Genomic DNA, 17,028 nt, shown 5'->3' with positions numbered 1-17,028 from the left:
CAGGGGCAGCAACGGCGCCAGCAGCGCCGCGCCCGCCAGCAGACGGCGCCGCCGCCGCGCGGGGGCGGTGTGCGTCACGCGGCCGGCGCAGCAGGGCGCAGCGCCGACTTTGGCCGGAACGCCTTGCACACGGCGGGATCGGTTTCCATGTACGGCCCGCCGATCAGGTCGATGCAGTACGGCACGGCAGCAAAGATGCCGCCGGCGACGGTGTTGCCGTCGGCGTCTTTCAGGCCGCCCAGCGTTTCGGCAATCGCCTTGGGCTGGCCCGGCAGGTTCATGACCAGGGCGGCGTGGTCTGGCGTTTCGCGGATGACGGCGGTCTGGCGCGAGAGGATGGCGGTCGGCACGAAGTGCAGGCTGATCTGGCGCATCTGCTCGCCGAAGCCCGGCATTTCCTTGGTGCCCACGGCGATGGTCGCTTCGGGCGTGACATCGCGCCGCGCCGGGCCGGTGCCGCCGGTGGTCAGTACCAGGTGGCAGCGCGCGGTATCGACCAGTTCGACCAGCGTGGCTTCGATCTGCGCGCGCTCGTCGGCGATCAGGCGCGTTTCCACGCGATAGGGCGTGGTGATGGTGCGGGCCAGCCAGTCCTGCAGGGCGGGAATGCCCTGGTCCTGGTACACGCCGCCGCTGGCGCGGTCCGAGACCGACACCACGCCGATCACCAATACGGGTTCCACGTTACTCGTCATCTTCTTCGCTGTCGGCGTCGTCGGCTTCGGCGGCGGCGTCTTTCTTCTTCTTGGCCTCGACCTGCTTGAGGATCTGGAAGATTTCGCGGTAGGCCTTCGGCGGCTTGTTCTCGGCCTGCTCCTTGCGGGCGTTGCGAATCAGGGTGCGCAGGTGCTGCACATCGAGTTCCGGGTTTTCGGACAGCAGCACGGTGAGCGCCTTGTCGTCGGCCAGCAGCTTGTCACGGCGGCGTTCCAGCGCGTGCATGGCGGCGGTATCGGATTTCGAGGCGCCTTTCCAGCCGTCGATGGTTTGCTGGATGGCGGCGATTTCCGCTTCGTCCAGGGTGCGCATCTTTTTACCGACGAACTGCATCTGGCGGCGGCGGCCTTCGTGGTTGGTGATGGTCTGGCACTCGAGGATGGCGTCGCGCACGTCCTCGGGCATCGGCACGCGCTTGACGCGGTCGCGCGGCTCGGCCACCAGCGCTTCGCCCAGCTTTTGCAGGGCATCGACCTGGCGTTTCATCTCGGATTTGGAAGGGCGCTCGTATTCCTGTTCGAATTCGGTCGAGCTGAAGCCGACGGCGCCGCGGTTTGGATTTACCATATTATTAACTTTCGGTCCGGCGCGCAGCCGTCCCTGTAAACTGTGAACGACTGCTATGATACCCGGTTTAGTACCTTACCGACGAAAACCGCCCATGTCCGATCCCCATTTCAGCCACACGCAAGATCAGTTGCAACAGCTCGCACGCGACGTGCTGGGCTACGCAAAAGCGCAGGGCGGCACCGATTGCGAGGTCGATTTCAGCGAGGGCAGCGGCCTGTCGGTATCAGTACGCAAGAACAAGATCGAAACCATCGAGCAAAACCGCGACAAGGGCATGGGTGTGACGGTCCACATCGGCCAGCGACGGGGCAATGCCAGCACGTCCGATTTTTCCACCGCCGCCCTGAAAGCCACGGTGGAAGCGGCCTACAACATCGCCCGCTTCACCGCCGATGACGATTGCGGCGGCCTGCCCGAGGCGGAATTGCTGGAAATGGCGCCGCCCGACCTGCAACTGTTCTATCCGTGGGCAATCGACACAGCCGGCGCCGTGGAACTGGCCAAGCGCGCCGAAGCGGCCGCATTCGACGTCGATGCACGCGTGACCAATAGCGAAGGCGCGGGCGTGCACGTGCAGCAGTCGCATTTCGTTTCGGCCAACTCGCGCGGCTTCATCGGCGGGTATCCGTATTCGCGCCACACGGTATCGATGGCGGCGATTGCCGGACGCGGCGCCGGCATGCAGCGCGACGACTGGTATGTATCCGTGCGCGATGCATCGCGCATGGCCTCGCCCGAGGCGATCGGCCGGTACGCCGCCGAGCGCGCGCTGGCCAAACTCAATGCCCGCAGCCTCACCACGCGCACCTGCCCGGTGCTGTTCGAAGCGCCGCTGGCCATCGGCCTGCTGGGCGCCTATGTGCAGGCCACGTCGGGCGGGGCGCTGTATCGAAAATCGACGTTCTTTGTCGATTCCCTGGGCCAGCAGGTGCTGCCGGCGCACGTGCACATCCATGAAGACCCGCACGTGATCGGCGCGGTGGGCTCGGCCCCGTTCGACGACGAAGGCGTGAAAACCCGTGCGCGCGATGTCGTCAAAAATGGCGTGGTGCAGGGCTATTTCCTGTCCACGTATTCGGCGCGCAAGCTGGGCATGCAAACCACCGGCAACGCGGGCGGCTCGCACAACCTCACACTGTCGTCGTCGCTGACGGCGCCCGGCGACGACTTTACCGCCATGCTGCGCAAGCTCGGTACCGGCCTGCTGGTCACTGAATTGATGGGGCAGGGCACCAACTATGTCACCGGCGATTATTCGCGCGGCGCGTCGGGCTTCTGGGTGGATAACGGCGTGATCCAGTATCCGGTCGAGGAGATCACGATCGCCGGCAACATGAAAGACATGCTGGCGCAAATCGTCGCGGTTGGCGCCGACACCATGATGCGTGGCACCAAGCAGACCGGCTCGATCCTGATCGAGAAAATGGTGGTAGGCGGCGCCTGAACCTGCACGGCCAGGGCCGGCCCCTGTGGTACTGCATCAGTACTGCATGAGTACTGCTGGCGGGGCAGCCAGGGGGGCGATCATTTATCGCTTGCACAAGGCGCTGGCCGGTACGCCGCAGGCCACCAGCCGGCCCACGTCCGGATTTTTCAGGTAATCCAGGTGGGCGCGGTCCGGCCGCTCCAGCAATCCCAGCCAGGTCGGCGCGTTCGATACCAGGATGTTGAACACCTTGACGCTCTCGCTGGCGTAGCGCTCCGGTGGCAGAGCGTATGACAGCACATCGCTGGGATCGCTGAATGCGACCAGTGTCAGCAGCGCCGGAACTCGGCGCTGGTCGCTGCTGCCGCGCTGACGAAGCAGCAGTTGCAGGCTGTCGGGCGCCGCCGGTGCTGCGCCCGGGGCTGGTACGGCAATGCCGCCGGCATCGGCAGCGGTTCCAGCCCCAGCCCCAGTCCCAGCTCCAGCTCCAGCTCCAGCTCCAGCCCCAGCCCCAGCACCGGCACCAGCACCAGCCCCAGCACCAGCCCCAGCACCGGCACCGGCACCAGCACCAGCACCAGCACCAGCATCGGCAGCGACAGCGACAGAAGCGCCAGCTCCAATGCCGGTAGCTCCGACCGCACCGTCCAGCGGCTGATCGGCCAGCGACAGCAGCGGAATCTGGTTCGCCGCCATCACCAGTATCCGCATTCGCTCCATGGTGTGTCGGGCCGTGGTGGCGGCGCGCGATGCGGGCGCTTCCAGCGTCATGCGCAGCAGCGTGTCGAACATGATTTTGCTGCCCATGCTGTGTGCGATCACCACCAGCGGTACATTGTCGGCCGTGTCATCGCCGGCCAGCACGTGCAGGATGGCGTCGCGCATGTGCAGCTGGATCGCATCGCGCGCCACGCCCTGGTAGATCAGCGCGTCGGGCAGGCAATCGTCGATCAGGGTGTCTTTCAGGCGGGCGTTCAGGAGCGCACGTTGATGCGGATACGGTGGCGTACCGGTGCAGATGGCCGACTTGCCGGTCTGGTCGTAGCACAGCTGGCGCTTGAGCGGCGTGGTCAGGGGCGACCAGATCAGGGCGTTGAAGCGCAGGCGGCCGGCAGGCGTTTCGACCGTGGACGGCACGATCTCGATGCCGCCGGCGTCAGCAATGGCGGAGCGTGCCGTGGACAGGGTGGCGCGGTCGATTGCCTGCGCGAGCTGCGCCACCACCTGCTGCGCCCAGCGGAAATCGTGGGTGCAGATGCCGTTGACCAGCAGGATATCTGTAGTGCGGCTTTCGGTCTGCGCGGGCAGATCCACCAGGCCGGGGAAGCGGGTATCGGCGTCGAGGATCTGTGGCGGGCTATATGGCGTGCTGCAGGCCGCCAGCAATGTCAGGCAGTACAAGGCGGCAGCCGTGCGGCGCGCAGATAACAGAATGTTCATGCTGAACCTCCGGGAAGGGCGCCGGGTGGCGCCTGCTGGAGGCCAGTGTATTTTTGCGGACGGCGTCCGCCTTGTCCTGGCGCAGCGCCAGGACAAGCAAAGCGTTACTGCTGCGCGACCAGCGTTTGCAGTACCGGTTGCAGCACAGCTTTGCCCAGCTCGGCGCTGCGGGCGCCGTTCCAGCCGGTGTCGGCGTCCGGATCGTTGGCGTTGTCCTTGAACGGCAGTTCCACCGTCAGCGACAGGCAACCGAACTGGTGCGTGATGTGGGGCGAGCCCATGGTCAGCGTTTCGTCGGTGTACGGGGTTTCGCCGTAGCCATACTCGTCCTGGAAGTCCGGGCTGGCGATCAGGAAGTTGTCGATGAAGTATTGCTGGCCTTCGGCCTGGTCCGGGGTCCAGGTCGGCAGCGACTCGCTGCCCGCCACGAATACGTATGGCAGGCCTTCGTCGCCATGGATGTCGAGGAACAGGTCGCAACCAATTTCCAGCATCTTGTTTTTCACCAGGAATACTTCCGGGCTGCGCTCCATGGTCGGGTTCAGCCACTCGCGGTTGAGGTTGGCGCCGGCAGCGTTGGTGCGCAGGTTGCCGCGTACCGAGCCGTCCGGATTCATGTTCGGCACCACGTAGAACACGGCTTCCTTCAGGCAATTGCGGCCGAACGGGTTGGCCGGATCGAGCAGCGCTTCGACCATGCCTTCCACGAACCATTCAGCCATCGTCTCGCCCGGATGCTGGCGTGCGATCACCCACACTTTTTGTTCGGCTTCCGGATCGCCGATGACCAGCATGTTCAGGTCTCGGCCGTCGATGGTGCTGCCCAGGTCGATCTGTTTGACCAGCGGCGACAGTTGCGCGTTGTCCAGCAGCGCCAGGTGACGTTCCCACGAGTACGGCTCGAAATAGGCGTAATAGACGCTGTCGTATTCGGGCGTGTGGTTAATCGTCATCACTTCGCCGTCAAACGACGTCGGCACGCGGAACCAGTTGTCGCGGTCGTAGCTGGCCACGGCCTGGTAGTCTTTCCAGCCATCGGGGTAGGCGGTCTTGCCGGCGTTGAGGAAACGCAGCGCCAGCGGGGTCGATGCGCCGCCTTGCACGCGGAAGTAGAACCACTGGGTAATGTCGGCGTGCGAGTCCTTGCGGATGTGCAGGTCGATCGCGGCCGGGTTGTCGGCGGAAATGACGTCGATGGCGCCGGCGTCGAACTGCTGGCTGATTTTGATAGGCATGGTGGATAGTCCCGTTGAATTCAGTGTCGAGCGCTTGTGGCGCAGTGGCGACATCATACAGTGTGGTGGCGTTTTGGCGTATCTCAACTATGCCGACAAGTACGTTTGCGCTGGCGCAAGCTCTGTCTAGATGAAGCTCGCTAAGGTGGTTGATTGCCGCCGCTCAGGACATCATGATCGGCGCCACCGCGTTGGATCACGGGAGTATGATTGCCATGACGCCTACATTATTTCGGGACGGTAGCTTTCGCTATTTTTTCTTTTCGCGGGAGGAAACCAGAATGCATGTTCATGTGTCTCACCCTGATGGCGAGGCCAAGTTTTGGTTGGAGCCTGTAGTCGAGTTAGCCTCAAACAAAGGCCTGTCAGCGCGACAGTTACGAGCGGCGCAACAGTTTGTTGAACTTCACCAAGGGGAGATGCGCAATGTCTGGCAAAAATGGTTTTCCACCCAGCCTGGGCGTTGAGGTGGTTGAAATTGACGAGTCGGGATTGCGGCTCGACCTCGGCACGGAGTCACTTTGGCTCAGTTACGCGGATTTTCCATGGTTCGCCGACCAGCCCGCCGAATTGGTGCGCGCGGTGGAGCGGCCTGCGCCTGAGCATCTGTACTGGCCCGCACTCGACATCGACCTGTCGCTTGCCTCGATTCGTGATCCTTCCGCGTTTCCTCTGATAGCCGCTCACCCCTGACGCAACCCTCCGAACCGCGCATAAAACGCCGTCTCCGCAGCCGGCGCCTCCGGGTCTTCGCGGCGCAGCACGCTGTCGATGTGCTGTTCGGCGGCCGTGTGCACGGCCAGGTATAGCTGGCGCGCCAGGGCGTAAGCCTGGGTGCCGGGCCAGGGCGCGGGCAGCAGTTCGGCCGGCAGTTGCGGGTCGTGCAACTGCACGCGGCGATAGGCGTGGATCAGCAGGGTACGGATCACGAACGCCTGCTCCGGCGTCAGCCGGTCGGCCACGCCGCCGTCGAGCCCTTCTGCGAGCGGTGCAAAGCGTGCCAGGAATTGTTCGTAGCCGGCCGCCACTTCGCGCACGTCCCAGCCGGTCGCTACCAGGTGGCCCAGCGACCGCGCGCCCACACCGGGCACGGTGGCCGCGCGCACCACGAACAGCTTGCCGGCCACGCCCAGGCGCGCCAGCACCTCTGCCAGCGCGGCCGGTTCGGCAGCCGGATGGCCCAGGATGCCGGGCGCGATCACGCTGTAGCCCTCCCACAACAGTTCCTTGCGCACGGCCGTGCGTTCGGCCGGCGTCAGCGCGCCTTCGCCGCTGATGACCAGGGTCCAGCTGCCGTCCCAGTGCGCGTGCGGCTCGGCGTAGATACGGCGGTAGGCGTGGGAAAAACGCGCCATGGCGTCGGGCGTGATTGCGTAGGCGCTGCGGCGGCCGTCGCGCCGGGCGCCGAGCCAGCCCTCCTGCGCCAGCCGGAACACGGCCGTACGCAGCAGCCTGTCATTGACGCCGAACGGCGCCAGCAACTCGATCAGGCTGCCCAGCCACACCATGCCGCCGTGCGGCACGATGGCGTCGCCGAAGATGGTCACCACCAGCGATTTCGAGCGCGGCGGGTCGTGGGCAAGGAAGTCGGTGATCCAGTCGGAGCAGTGCATATCGGCCAACAATGTCTGAAAACAGCAGTTTACCGGGTGAAACGCATTTTAAGGGTATTGAATGCGGAATTTTGATATGACTCAAAAAAACGGTAGCTAAAACGAATTGTGTATCGTATTATGATTTCAAGCCAGTACAGAGGAGGAGACGATATGTACGCCCAACAAGTAGAGACCGGCCTGAGCACGGTCCGCACCACCGCCGACATGGCCGACGACGAGCGCGCCTTCCAGGCCCGCATCGACGCCGGCGTGCGCATCGAGGCCAAGGACTGGATGCCCGACGCCTACCGCAAAACCCTGATCCGCCAGATCTCCCAGCACGCCCATTCGGAAATCGTCGGTCAGCTACCGGAAGGCAACTGGGTCACGCGCGCCCCCACGCTCAAGCGCAAATCGATCCTGCTGGCCAAGATCCAGGACGAAGCCGGCCACGGCCTGTATTTGTACAGCGCCGCCGAGACCCTGGGCGTGACCCGCGACGAACTGCTGGCTGCCTTGCACAGCGGCAAAGCCAAGTATTCGAGCATCTTCAACTACCCCACCTTGTCGTGGGCCGACATGGGCGCCATCGGCTGGCTGGTCGATGGTTCGGCCATCATCAACCAGATTCCGCTGTGCCGCTGCTCGTACGGACCATATGCGCGCGCCATGGTCCGCGTGTGCAAGGAAGAGTCATTCCATGCGCGCCAGGGCTACGACATCATGCTGTCGCTGGCGCGCGGCACGCCCGAGCAAAAGGCCATGGCGCAGGATGCGCTGAACCGCTGGTGGTGGCCGTCGCTGATGATGTTCGGCCCGTCCGACGCCGAATCGGTCAACAGCGCGCAGTCGGCGCAATGGCGCATCAAGCTGTTTTCCAACGACGAACTGCGCCAGCGCATGGTCGATCAGACCGTGCCGCAGGCCGAGTTCCTGGGCCTGACCGTCCCCGACCCCGACCTGCACTTCAACGCCGAGACGGGCCACTACGAATTCGGCGCCATCGATTGGACCGAATTCCAGAATGTCTTGAAAGGTAATGGCCCGTGCAACCGCGAGCGCCTGCGCACGCGGGTCGATGCCTGGGAGGAGGGCGCCTGGTTCCGCGAGGCGCTGGTGGCGCACGCCGACAAACACGCAGCAATCAAGGAGGTCGCATGAGCACTCAATTGAGCAAAGAATGGCCGCTGTGGGAAGTGTTCATCCGCAGCCAGCACGGCCTGGCGCACAAGCACGTGGGCAGCCTGCACGCACCCGACGCCGAAATGGCGGTCAACAATGCGCGCGACGTCTATACCCGCCGCAACGAGGGCGTGAGCATCTGGGTGGTGCGCGCGGCCGACATCGTCGCCAGCAGCCCGTCCGACAAGGGCGCCCTGTTCGAGCCGGCCAACAGCAAGGTCTATCGCCACCCCACCTTCTTCCCGATGCCGGAAGAAGTGAAGAATTTGTAAGGAGCGGCCATGGATCCGAAAGTCAACTACCTGCTGCGCCTGGGCGACAACGCCCTGATCCTGAGCCAGCAGCTGTGCCGCCTGTGCGGCAAGGGCCCGGCGCTGGAAGAAGACATGGCGCTGTCCAACGTGGCGCTCGACCTGCTGGGCCAAACCCGCCTGTGGTACGAGTACGCGGCCGAACTGGAAGGCGCGGGCCGCGACGAAGACCGCCTGGCCTACCACCGCGACGCCCACGACTTCAAGAACTGCCTGCTGCTCGAGCAACCGAACGGCAACTACGCCGATACCATGATGCGGCAGTTTTATTTCGACACCTGGCACTACTTCCTGATCGCGGGCCTCACGCACAGCAGCGACGCCCGCATTGCCGCCATCGCCGAAAAATCGCTGAAGGAAGTCACGTACCACCTGCGCCGCAGCGGCGACCTGGTGGTGCGCATGGGCGACGGCACCGCCATCAGCCACGCCAAAACCCAGGCCGCCGCCGACGCGCTGTGGATGTACAGCGGCGAGGTGTTTACGTATGACGCGGTCGATCACGCCATGGTCGATGCCGGCATCGCACCACCGGCGGACGCGTTGCGCACGCAATGGCTGGCGCACGTGGCGGAGATTTTTGCCGAAGCCACGCTGGCGATGCCACCCAAGGACGCCTGGATGCAGAGCGGCGGCAAGCAGGGGCGCCATACCGAGCACCTGGGCTATATCCTGGCCGAGATGCAGTTCCTGCAGCGCGCGTATCCTAATGCGCAGTGGTAAAGGAGGGCGACATGAGCGTACCCAAACCATTTCCTTCCCCTGCCAACCCTGAATCCGTCATCCTCGCGCATGCGGGGATCCATGGACCGCTTGATGGGACGTTCAGCTTGGATCCCCGCGTTCGCGAGGATGACGGAGCGGCGGGTGACAGCGTCGATGAAGCGCTTGTAACCAGCTGGCTTGCAGAAATCCCCGACCCCGAAATCCCCGCCATCAGCATCATCGACCTGGGCATCGTGCGCGCCGTGCGCGTGGCCGACGACGGCGCCTGCCATATCACGATCACACCTACCTACAGCGGCTGCCCCGCCATGCAGGTGATCGGCGCGGCGATTACCGATGCCCTGCATGCACACAGCGTGATGGACGTGGTGCTGCACACGCAGCTCACGCCTGCCTGGACCACGGACTGGATGACGGACACCGGCAAGGAAAAGCTGCGCAACTATGGCATCGCACCGCCGGCCGAACAGGCGCAGGTGATCGACATCAGCCGCCTGCGCGGGGGCGCCGCCGTTGTTACGGCAGTAACCGCCGCCGCGGCAGTCTCGCGCCGGGGAATGCACGCCGTCCCCAAACCGGCGATCGCCTGTCCCCACTGCGGCTCGACCCACACCGAAGTCACCAGCCAGTTCGGCTCCACACCCTGCAAGGCGCTCTATAAATGCCTGGACTGCCGCGAACCGTTCGACTACTTCAAGTGTCACTGAAACCATGAGCCAATTCCATCCACTGACCGTGTCCCAGGTGCGCCACGAAACGCGCGACACCATTGCCGTCACCTTTGCCGTGCCCCCGGAGCTGCGCGCCAGCTACGCCTATCAGCAAGGCCAGCACCTGACCCTGCGCGCGCAGATCGACGGTGAAGACGTGCGCCGGTCGTACTCGATCTGCTCGGCCGTGCAGGACGATGCGCTGCGCGTGGCCATCAAGCGCACCCAAGGCGGGCTGTTTTCGTCCTGGGCCGTGGATCACCTGCAGCCGGGCGCCGTGCTCGACGTGATGCCGCCGTCCGGCCACTTCAACGTGCCGCTCGACGCCGCCAACCGCAAGCACTACCTGGCCTTTGCCGCCGGCAGCGGCATCACGCCGATCCTGTCGATCATCAAGACCACGCTGGCGTTCGAGCCGCACAGCCGCTTCACGCTCTTCTATGGCAACCGCGCCAGTTCGTCGGTGATCTTCCGCGAGGAACTGGCCGACCTCAAGGATATTTACCTGGACCGCCTGCGCATCGCCTACGTGATGAGCCGCGAGCAGCAGGACATCGACCTGTTCAACGGCCGCATCACGCAGGACAAGTGCGCCGAGTTCCTGCGCTACTGGGCCCGCGTCGATGACGTCGATGTCGCCTTTATCTGCGGACCGGAAGACATGATGCTGGGCGTGTCCGCCGCATTGCAGGCAGCAGGCATGCCGAAGGACGCGATCAAGGTCGAACTGTTTGCCGCCACCGGCGCCAACGGCCCGAGAAAAGCACGGACCCACGCCGCCACACCGGACAGCGCGCACCAGCACACGGAAGTGACGGTGATCATGGACGGCAGCGCGACCAGCTTCACCATGGCGCAGGACCAGGAGTCGCTGCTCGACGCCGGCCTGCGCGCCGGCATCGACATGCGCTACTCGTGCAAGGGCGGCGTGTGCTCCACGTGCCGCTGCAAGCTGGTCGAAGGCCAGGTGGACATGGACATCAACTACGCGCTGGAAGACTACGAAGTGGCGCGCGGCTTTGTGCTCAGCTGCCAGAGCTTCCCCATCACCGGCAAGGTGGTGATCGACTTCGACCAGGCCGAATAACCAGGAGACACGATGAACGCCAAAAATTATCAAAACATCCTGTTCGGGATCGACGCCGGCGTTGCCACGCTCACCCTGAACCGCCCCGATAAACTCAACAGCTTCACCCAGGCCATGCACGAGGAAGTGCGCGACGCCCTGCGCCGCGTCGGCGCCGACAAGAGCGTGCGGGTGCTGGTGCTCACCGGCGCCGGGCGCGGCTTCTGCGCCGGCCAGGATCTGTCCGACCGCGCCGTCTCGAATGCGCCGGGCACGCGGCCGGTGGACCTGGGCGACTCGGTCGAGAAGAACTATGCGCCGCTGGTGCTGGCGCTGCGCGCCTTGCCGATGCCGGTGATCTGCGCCGTCAACGGCGTGGCCGCCGGCGCCGGCGCCAACCTGGCGCTGGCATGCGACATCGTGCTCGCTGCCAGTTCCGCGTCGTTCGTGGAAGTGTTCTGCAAGCTGGGCCTGATCCCCGACACCGGCGGCACGTATTTTTTGCCGCGCCTGGTCGGCACTGCGCGCGCCATGGGCCTGGCCATGCTGGGCGAAAAGCTCACTGCCGACAAGGCCGAGCAGTGGGGCCTGATCTGGAAAGCCGTACCCGATGCCGACCTGGCCGCCGAGACCGACAAGCTGGCGCGCCACTTTGCCAGCGCACCCACCCAGGGGCTGGCATTCACCAAGCAGGCCATCCACGCCAGTGCCCACAACACCTTGCAGCAGCAACTCACGCTCGAATGCGCCATGATGAGCGAGCTGGGACGAACCAGCGATTACCGCGAGGGCGTGGCAGCCTTCATGGAAAAGCGCGCGCCGCAATTTACGGGGAAATGACATGACCGCACTGTCTCAAGACCGGGTGGTGGCCGTCATTGGCAGCGGCGCCATGGGCGCCGGCATCGCCCAGGTGGCGGCCGTCGCCGGCTACACCGTCAAGCTGTACGACAGCCGTCCGGAACCGGTGGCCAAGGCCATGTCCGATATCGCGCTGGCCCTGAATAAACTGGTGGCCAGGCAGCGCATGAGCCCCGTGGACGCTGCCGCGTCGCTGGCCCGGTTGCAACCGGCGCTCACGCTCGACGACATCGCCGCCGCCAAACCAGGCCTGGTGGTGGAAGCCATCGTTGAAAACCTCGACGCCAAGCGCGCCCTGTTCGCGCAGCTGGAAAGCCTGGTGGACGATGGCTGCATCCTGGCCACCAATACCTCGTCGATCTCGGTCACGGCCATCGGCGCCAAATTGCGCGCACCTGGCCGGCTGGTGGGCATGCACTTCTTCAACCCGGTGCCGCTGATGGCGCTGGTGGAAGTGATCAGCGGGCTGGCAACTGACAGTGGTATCGCACAGACCGTGCACGATACTGCTGCCGCCTGGGGCAAGCACCCGGTCCACGCGCGCTCCACCCCCGGCTTCATCGTCAACCGGGTGGCGCGGCCGTACTATGCCGAAGGCTGGCGCCTGATGGCCGAAGGCGCCGCCGACGCGGCCACCATCGATGCCGTGCTGCGCGACGCGGGCGGTTTCCGCATGGGGCCTTTCGAGCTGATGGACCTGATCGGCCACGACGTCAATTTCGCCGTCACGCAGTCGGTGTTCGAGGCGTACTTCAACGATCCGCGCTTCACGCCGTCGGTCTTGCAGCAGGAACTGGTCAACGCCGGCTTCCTGGGCCGCAAGGCGGGGCGCGGCTGCTACCGCTATGGCGATGGCGCCGTCAACGAGCCTGCGCAGCAAGAGGCGCCGCAGCCGGTGCCCGCGTTTGTCAGCTACACCCGGGATGCGGGCGCCCTTGCCGCCGCCATGCATCCGCACGGCGGCGCCGTGACCGACGCGCTGGCGCAGCGCCTGCGTACCGCCGGCATCGAGGTGGCCCACCGCAAGGTGGAAAAGAGCGTGGACGACGCGCCAGCCTTCCACTGCAACGGCGCCGCCGTCTATCTGACCGATGGCCGCAGCGCCACGCAGCGCGCCGCCGTCAACCAGCATCCGGACACGGTGCTCGTGGACCTGGCGTTCGACTACGCCAGCGCCGCCCGCATCGCCATCGCCTGCGCCGACCAGTGCGCACCGGAGGCGTACCAGGCGGTGGTGGGCCTGCTGCAAGCGGCCGGCTTCACCGTTACCCGGCTCGACGACGTGCCGGGCATGTCCGTCATGCGCACCGTCGCCATGCTGGCCAACGAGGCGGCCGATGCCGTCAACCAGGGCGTGTGCAGTGCCGATGGCGCCGATGTCGCCATGCAGAAGGGCGTCAATTATCCACGCGGGCCGCTGGCCTGGGCCGATGCCATCGGCGTGGACCACGTGGTCGCCGTATTGAACAACCTGGCCGCCAGCTATGGCGAAGACCGTTATCGTGTGTCGCCGCTGCTGCGGCGCAAGCACGCCGCAGGAGCCACCATCCATGCATGAGACACTGACCGACCTCGTTCCGCAGGCCCTGGCCGAAAAAGTCGCTAACGCCATGTATGCGCGCGATCCCGCCTCGCAGGGGCTGGGCATCAGTCTCGATGGCGTCGGTGCCGGCTGCGCCACCATGTCGATGACCATACGCGCCGACATGCTCAATGGCCACGGCAGCTGCCACGGCGGTTTTATCTTTACGTTGGCTGACAGCGCGTTCGCCTTTGCCTGCAACAGCTACAACCTCAATACCGTGGGTGCGGCGTGCACCATCGATTACCTGGCGCCGGGGCGGCAGGGCGACGTGCTTACTGCCACCGCGCGCGAACAGGCGCTGGCCGGCAAGAGCGGCGTCTATGACGTCACCGTGGTCAACCAGGAAGGGCGCACGGTCGCCTTGTTTCGCGGCAAATCGCTGCGCGTGGGCGGCCACGTCCTGGCAACCGAATAAAAAAACAGGAGGAGACATGGTACAACGCATACCCGAACCATCGGACCTGGAACCGATCGAGCGCGCCAGCCGCGACGAGCTGCAAGCGCTGCAGCTGCAGCGCATGCAATCGACGCTGCAGCACGCGTACGACAACGTGCCGCACTATCGCAAGGCGTTCGACGCGGCCGGCGTCCATCCCGCCGACCTGAAGTCCTTGGCCGACCTTTCAAAGTTTCCTTTCACCGGCAAGAAGGAACTGCGCGAGAACTACCCGTTCGGCATGTTTGCCGTACCGCGCGAGCAGGTGGTGCGTGTGCATGCGTCGAGCGGCACCACCGGCAAGCCCACCGTGGTCGGCTACACCCAAAACGACATCGACACCTGGGCCAGCGTGGTGGCGCGCTCGATCCGCGCGGCGGGCGGGCGGCGCGGCGACATGGTGCATATCTCGTACGGCTACGGCCTGTTTACCGGCGGCCTCGGAGCCCACTACGGCGCCGAGCGGCTTGGCTGCACGGTGGTGCCGATGTCCGGCGGCCAGACCGAGCGCCAGGTGCAGCTGATCGAAGACTTCAAGCCGTCCATCATCATGGTCACGCCGTCGTACATGCTCAACATCATCGAGGAATACCAGCGCCAGGGACTCGATCCCGCCGCCAGTTCGCTCAAGGTCGGTATTTTCGGCGCCGAACCGTGGACCGACGCCATGCGCCGCGAAATCGAGCAGCGCGCCGGCATCGACGCGGTGGATATTTACGGCTTGTCCGAAGTGATGGGCCCCGGCGTGGCCAGCGAATGCATCGAGAGCAAGGATGGCCCGGTGATCTGGGAAGACCATTTTTACCCGGAGATCATCGACCCCGATACCGGCGAGGTGCTGCCAGACGGCGAGGAGGGCGAGCTGGTATTCACCTCGCTGACCAAGGAGGCGCTGCCGATCATCCGCTACCGCACGCGCGACCTCACGCGGCTGCTGCCACCTACTTCACGCGCGATGCGCCGCATCGGCAAGATCACCGGCCGCTCGGACGACATGCTGATTATCCGCGGCGTCAACGTGTTCCCGTCGCAGATCGAGGAACTGATCCTCAAGATGCCGCTGCTGGCGCCCCAGTACCAGCTGATCATCAAGCGCGACGGCCACCTCGACCAACTGGAGGTGCTAGCCGAGCTGCGCCCGGAGGCGGGCAATATGCTCACCGGCGATAACGAAGCGCTGGCCCGGGAATTAGAGATCCGTATCAAGACCAATGTGGGCGTCTCCACCCGGGTGCGGCTGGTGGCCCCCAACGGCATCGAACGCACGCTCACCGGCAAGGCCCGGCGTGTGATCGACCAGCGCCCCAAGTCATAAAGGACATGCAATGACCGACAATTCCGCATACATCTGCGACGCCATCCGCACCCCGTTCGGCCGCTACGGCGGCGCCCTGGCCAACGTGCGCACCGACGACCTGGCCGCGCTGCCGATCGCCGCCCTCATCGCCCGCAATCCCAAGGTGGACTGGTCCAAGGTCGATGACGTGTATTACGGCTGCGCCAACCAGGCCGGCGAGGACAATCGCAACGTGGGCCGCATGGCCGCGCTGCTGGCCGGCCTGCCGGTCGAGGTCCCGGCCAGCACCATCAACCGCCTGTGCGGATCGAGCCTCGATGCCGTGGGCAGCGCGGCGCGCGCCATCCGCACGGGCGAGGCGCACCTGGTCATCGCCGGCGGCGTGGAGAACATGACGCGCGCGCCGTTCGTGATGGGCAAGGCCGACAGCGCATTTTCGCGCAGCGCCAAGATCGAGGACACCACGCTGGGCTGGCGCTTCGTCAATCCGCGCATGAAGGAGCAGTACGGCATCGACAGCATGCCCGAAACGGCGGAAAACGTGGCCGCGCAGTTCCACATCAGCCGCGCCGACCAGGATGCTTTCGCGCTGCGCAGCCAGCAGCGCTGGGCCGCCGCGCACGCGGCCGGCGTGTTCCGCGACGAGATCGTGCCGGTGTCGCTGCCGCAAAAGAAGGGCGACCCCAAAATCTTCGACACCGACGAGCACCCGCGCCCGGACACCACGTTTGAAACGCTGTCGAAGCTGAAAGGCGTGGTGCGTGCGGACGGAACCGTCACAGCCGGCAACGCCTCGGGCGTCAACGACGGCGCCTGCGCCATCCTGCTCGCCTCGCACGCCGCAGCCGAGCAATACGGCCTGCGCAAGCGCGCCCGCGTATTGGGCATGGCCACCGCCGGCCTGGCGCCGCGCATCATGGGCTTCGGCCCGTCGCCGGCCTCGCGCAAGGTGCTGGCGCTGGTGGGCCTGACCATCGACCAGATGGACGTGATCGAATTGAACGAAGCATTTGCCGCGCAGGGTCTGGCCGTCACGCGCCACCTGGGCCTGGCCGACGATGCGCCCCACGTCAATCCCAACGGCGGCGCGATCGCCATCGGCCATCCGCTGGGCGCCTCGGGCGCGCGGCTGGTGCTGGCCGCCCTCACGCAACTGGAACGCACCGGTGGCCGCTACGCGCTGTGCACGATGTGCATCGGCGTGGGGCAGGGTATCGCGGTCGTCATCGAGCGGGTGGAATAGCCATGGTCAAGGTCTATGAAATCAACGGCGTCACACCAGTGGTGCACCCCACCGCCTACGTGCATCCGAGCGCGGTGCTGATCGGCGACGTCATTGTCGGCCCGCGCTGCTATGTCGGCCCACTGGCCGCTCTGCGCGGCGACTTCGGCCGCCTGATTTTGGAGGAAGGCGCCAACCTGCAGGACACCTGCGTGATGCATGGCTTTCCCGGCGCCGACACGGTGGTGGGCGTCGATGGCCACATCGGCCACGGCGCCGTGCTGCACGGCTGCCGCATCGGCCGCAACGCGCTGGTCGGCATGAACAGCGTGGTGATGGACAACGCGGTGATCGGCGCCGAGTCCATCGTCGCGGCCATGAGTTTCGTCCGCGCGGGCATGGAAGTACCGGAGCGCAGCCTGGTGGTCGGCACGCCGGCCAAAGTAGTGCGGCCGTTGCGCGACGACGAAATCGCCTGGAAGACCAGCGGCACCGGCCAGTACCACGAGCTGGCGGTGCGCTCGATGCATACCATGCGCGAGGTGGAAGCACTTACCGACATCGAGCCTGACCGCCCGCGCGTCCAATGGGACAGCGCCTTGCCACTGCACCTGCACAAGAACGCTTCGGTATAAAAAAGGAGACCCAA

General features: G+C 65.4%; 19 protein-coding genes. 14 read left to right on the top strand and 5 right to left on the bottom strand.

The features are described 5' to 3' along the window. Window positions 1–74: 74 nt before the first annotated feature. Together mog and yjgA are read right to left on the bottom strand one after the other, a co-directional pair. Window positions 75–695 (bottom strand): molybdopterin adenylyltransferase, encoded by a 621-nt coding sequence (gene mog / locus SR858_RS22855; protein ID WP_040377995.1) that lies wholly within the window; start codon window positions 693–695, stop codon window positions 75–77. Then, a complete protein-coding gene (gene yjgA / locus SR858_RS22850; RefSeq protein WP_019923207.1) occupies window positions 685–1,284 on the bottom strand; it encodes a ribosome biogenesis factor YjgA in 600 nt (199 codons plus the stop codon). The genes mog and yjgA overlap by 11 nt, the downstream gene beginning before the upstream one ends. A 94-nt stretch (window positions 1,285–1,378) precedes the next feature. On the opposite strand from yjgA, the gene pmbA reads away from it, so the two are divergent. Then, window positions 1,379–2,731 (top strand): metalloprotease PmbA, encoded by a 1,353-nt coding sequence (gene pmbA, locus SR858_RS22845; RefSeq protein WP_019923206.1) that lies wholly within the window; start codon window positions 1,379–1,381, stop codon window positions 2,729–2,731. 84 nt (window positions 2,732–2,815) lie between these two features. Here the strand turns inward: pmbA and SR858_RS22840 are convergent, their stop codons facing one another. Next, window positions 2,816–4,153 carry a hypothetical protein gene (locus SR858_RS22840; protein WP_051120356.1) on the bottom strand — a complete coding sequence of 446 codons (1,338 nt, stop codon included), beginning with the start codon at window positions 4,151–4,153 and terminating at the stop codon, window positions 2,816–2,818. A gap of 104 nt (window positions 4,154–4,257) precedes the next feature. Then, a complete protein-coding gene (locus SR858_RS22835; RefSeq protein ID WP_026637532.1) occupies window positions 4,258–5,388 on the bottom strand; it encodes a M14 family metallopeptidase in 1,131 nt (376 codons plus the stop codon). Between the two features lie 173 nt (window positions 5,389–5,561). Between SR858_RS22835 and SR858_RS27790 the strand changes: the two genes are divergently transcribed. Both SR858_RS27790 and SR858_RS22830 read left to right on the top strand, forming a co-directional pair. Next, window positions 5,562–5,855: a DUF4160 domain-containing protein gene (locus SR858_RS27790; protein ID WP_407654681.1), complete on the top strand. Its 294-nt coding sequence runs from the start codon at window positions 5,562–5,564 to the stop codon at window positions 5,853–5,855. Continuing rightward, the gene (locus SR858_RS22830; protein WP_154820015.1) at window positions 5,815–6,081 is read left to right on the top strand and encodes a DUF2442 domain-containing protein; all 267 of its coding nucleotides are present in this window, start codon (window positions 5,815–5,817) and stop codon (window positions 6,079–6,081) included. Before SR858_RS27790 ends, SR858_RS22830 begins: the two co-directional genes overlap by 41 nt. Here the strand turns inward: SR858_RS22830 and paaX are convergent. Continuing rightward, entirely contained in the window at window positions 6,072–7,010 is a 939-nt protein-coding gene (gene paaX / locus SR858_RS22825; RefSeq protein WP_019923202.1) for a phenylacetic acid degradation operon negative regulatory protein PaaX, read from the bottom strand. The genes SR858_RS22830 and paaX overlap by 10 nt on opposite strands. Before the next feature lie 144 nt (window positions 7,011–7,154). On the opposite strand from paaX, the gene paaA reads away from it, so the two are divergent. The 11 genes from paaA to paaY all read left to right on the top strand — a co-directional run bounded on the left by paaA (window position 7,155) and on the right by paaY (window position 17,014). Beyond that, window positions 7,155–8,144 (top strand): 1,2-phenylacetyl-CoA epoxidase subunit PaaA, encoded by a 990-nt coding sequence (gene paaA, locus SR858_RS22820; RefSeq protein WP_019923201.1) that lies wholly within the window; start codon window positions 7,155–7,157, stop codon window positions 8,142–8,144. Window positions 8,145–8,152: 8 nt separating this feature from the next. After that, window positions 8,153–8,437 carry a 1,2-phenylacetyl-CoA epoxidase subunit PaaB gene (gene paaB, locus SR858_RS22815; RefSeq protein ID WP_019923200.1) on the top strand — a complete coding sequence of 95 codons (285 nt, stop codon included), beginning with the start codon at window positions 8,153–8,155 and terminating at the stop codon, window positions 8,435–8,437. Window positions 8,438–8,446: 9 nt separating this feature from the next. Next, window positions 8,447–9,199 carry a 1,2-phenylacetyl-CoA epoxidase subunit PaaC gene (gene paaC, locus SR858_RS22810; RefSeq protein WP_019923199.1) on the top strand — a complete coding sequence of 251 codons (753 nt, stop codon included), beginning with the start codon at window positions 8,447–8,449 and terminating at the stop codon, window positions 9,197–9,199. Window positions 9,200–9,306: 107 nt separating this feature from the next. Beyond that, window positions 9,307–9,909 carry a 1,2-phenylacetyl-CoA epoxidase subunit PaaD gene (gene paaD, locus SR858_RS22805; RefSeq protein ID WP_019923198.1) on the top strand — a complete coding sequence of 201 codons (603 nt, stop codon included), beginning with the start codon at window positions 9,307–9,309 and terminating at the stop codon, window positions 9,907–9,909. A 4-nt stretch (window positions 9,910–9,913) separates the two neighbouring features. Further along, the gene (gene paaE, locus SR858_RS22800; RefSeq protein WP_019923197.1) at window positions 9,914–10,999 is read left to right on the top strand and encodes a 1,2-phenylacetyl-CoA epoxidase subunit PaaE; all 1,086 of its coding nucleotides are present in this window, start codon (window positions 9,914–9,916) and stop codon (window positions 10,997–10,999) included. Window positions 11,000–11,011: 12 nt separating this feature from the next. Beyond that, window positions 11,012–11,818, top strand: coding sequence for a 2-(1,2-epoxy-1,2-dihydrophenyl)acetyl-CoA isomerase PaaG (gene paaG, locus SR858_RS22795; protein ID WP_019923196.1), 807 nt, complete (start codon window positions 11,012–11,014; stop codon window positions 11,816–11,818). A gap of 1 nt (window position 11,819) precedes the next feature. Further along, a complete protein-coding gene (gene paaH, locus SR858_RS22790) occupies window positions 11,820–13,397 on the top strand; it encodes a 3-hydroxyacyl-CoA dehydrogenase PaaH (protein WP_019923195.1) in 1,578 nt (525 codons plus the stop codon). After that, complete coding sequence (paaI, locus tag SR858_RS22785) at window positions 13,390–13,839, top strand: hydroxyphenylacetyl-CoA thioesterase PaaI (protein WP_019923194.1); 450 nt, start codon at window positions 13,390–13,392, stop codon at window positions 13,837–13,839. Before paaH ends, paaI begins: the two co-directional genes overlap by 8 nt. Window positions 13,840–13,855: 16 nt before the next feature. Next, window positions 13,856–15,175 (top strand): phenylacetate--CoA ligase PaaK, encoded by a 1,320-nt coding sequence (gene paaK, locus SR858_RS22780; protein WP_019923193.1) that lies wholly within the window; start codon window positions 13,856–13,858, stop codon window positions 15,173–15,175. Between the two features lie 10 nt (window positions 15,176–15,185). Continuing rightward, the gene (pcaF, locus tag SR858_RS22775) at window positions 15,186–16,400 is read left to right on the top strand and encodes a 3-oxoadipyl-CoA thiolase (RefSeq protein WP_019923192.1); all 1,215 of its coding nucleotides are present in this window, start codon (window positions 15,186–15,188) and stop codon (window positions 16,398–16,400) included. Window positions 16,401–16,402: 2 nt separating this feature from the next. Beyond that, complete coding sequence (paaY, locus tag SR858_RS22770) at window positions 16,403–17,014, top strand: phenylacetic acid degradation protein PaaY (protein ID WP_019923191.1); 612 nt, start codon at window positions 16,403–16,405, stop codon at window positions 17,012–17,014. The last annotated feature ends 14 nt before the right edge of the window (window positions 17,015–17,028 follow it).

The sequence above is a fragment of the Duganella zoogloeoides genome (assembly GCF_034479515.1).
GTDB classification, from domain to species: domain Bacteria; phylum Pseudomonadota; class Gammaproteobacteria; order Burkholderiales; family Burkholderiaceae_D; genus Rugamonas; species Rugamonas zoogloeoides.
Note: the sequence above shows the minus strand (reverse complement) of the source record. Positions and strands in the feature narration are given on the sequence as shown.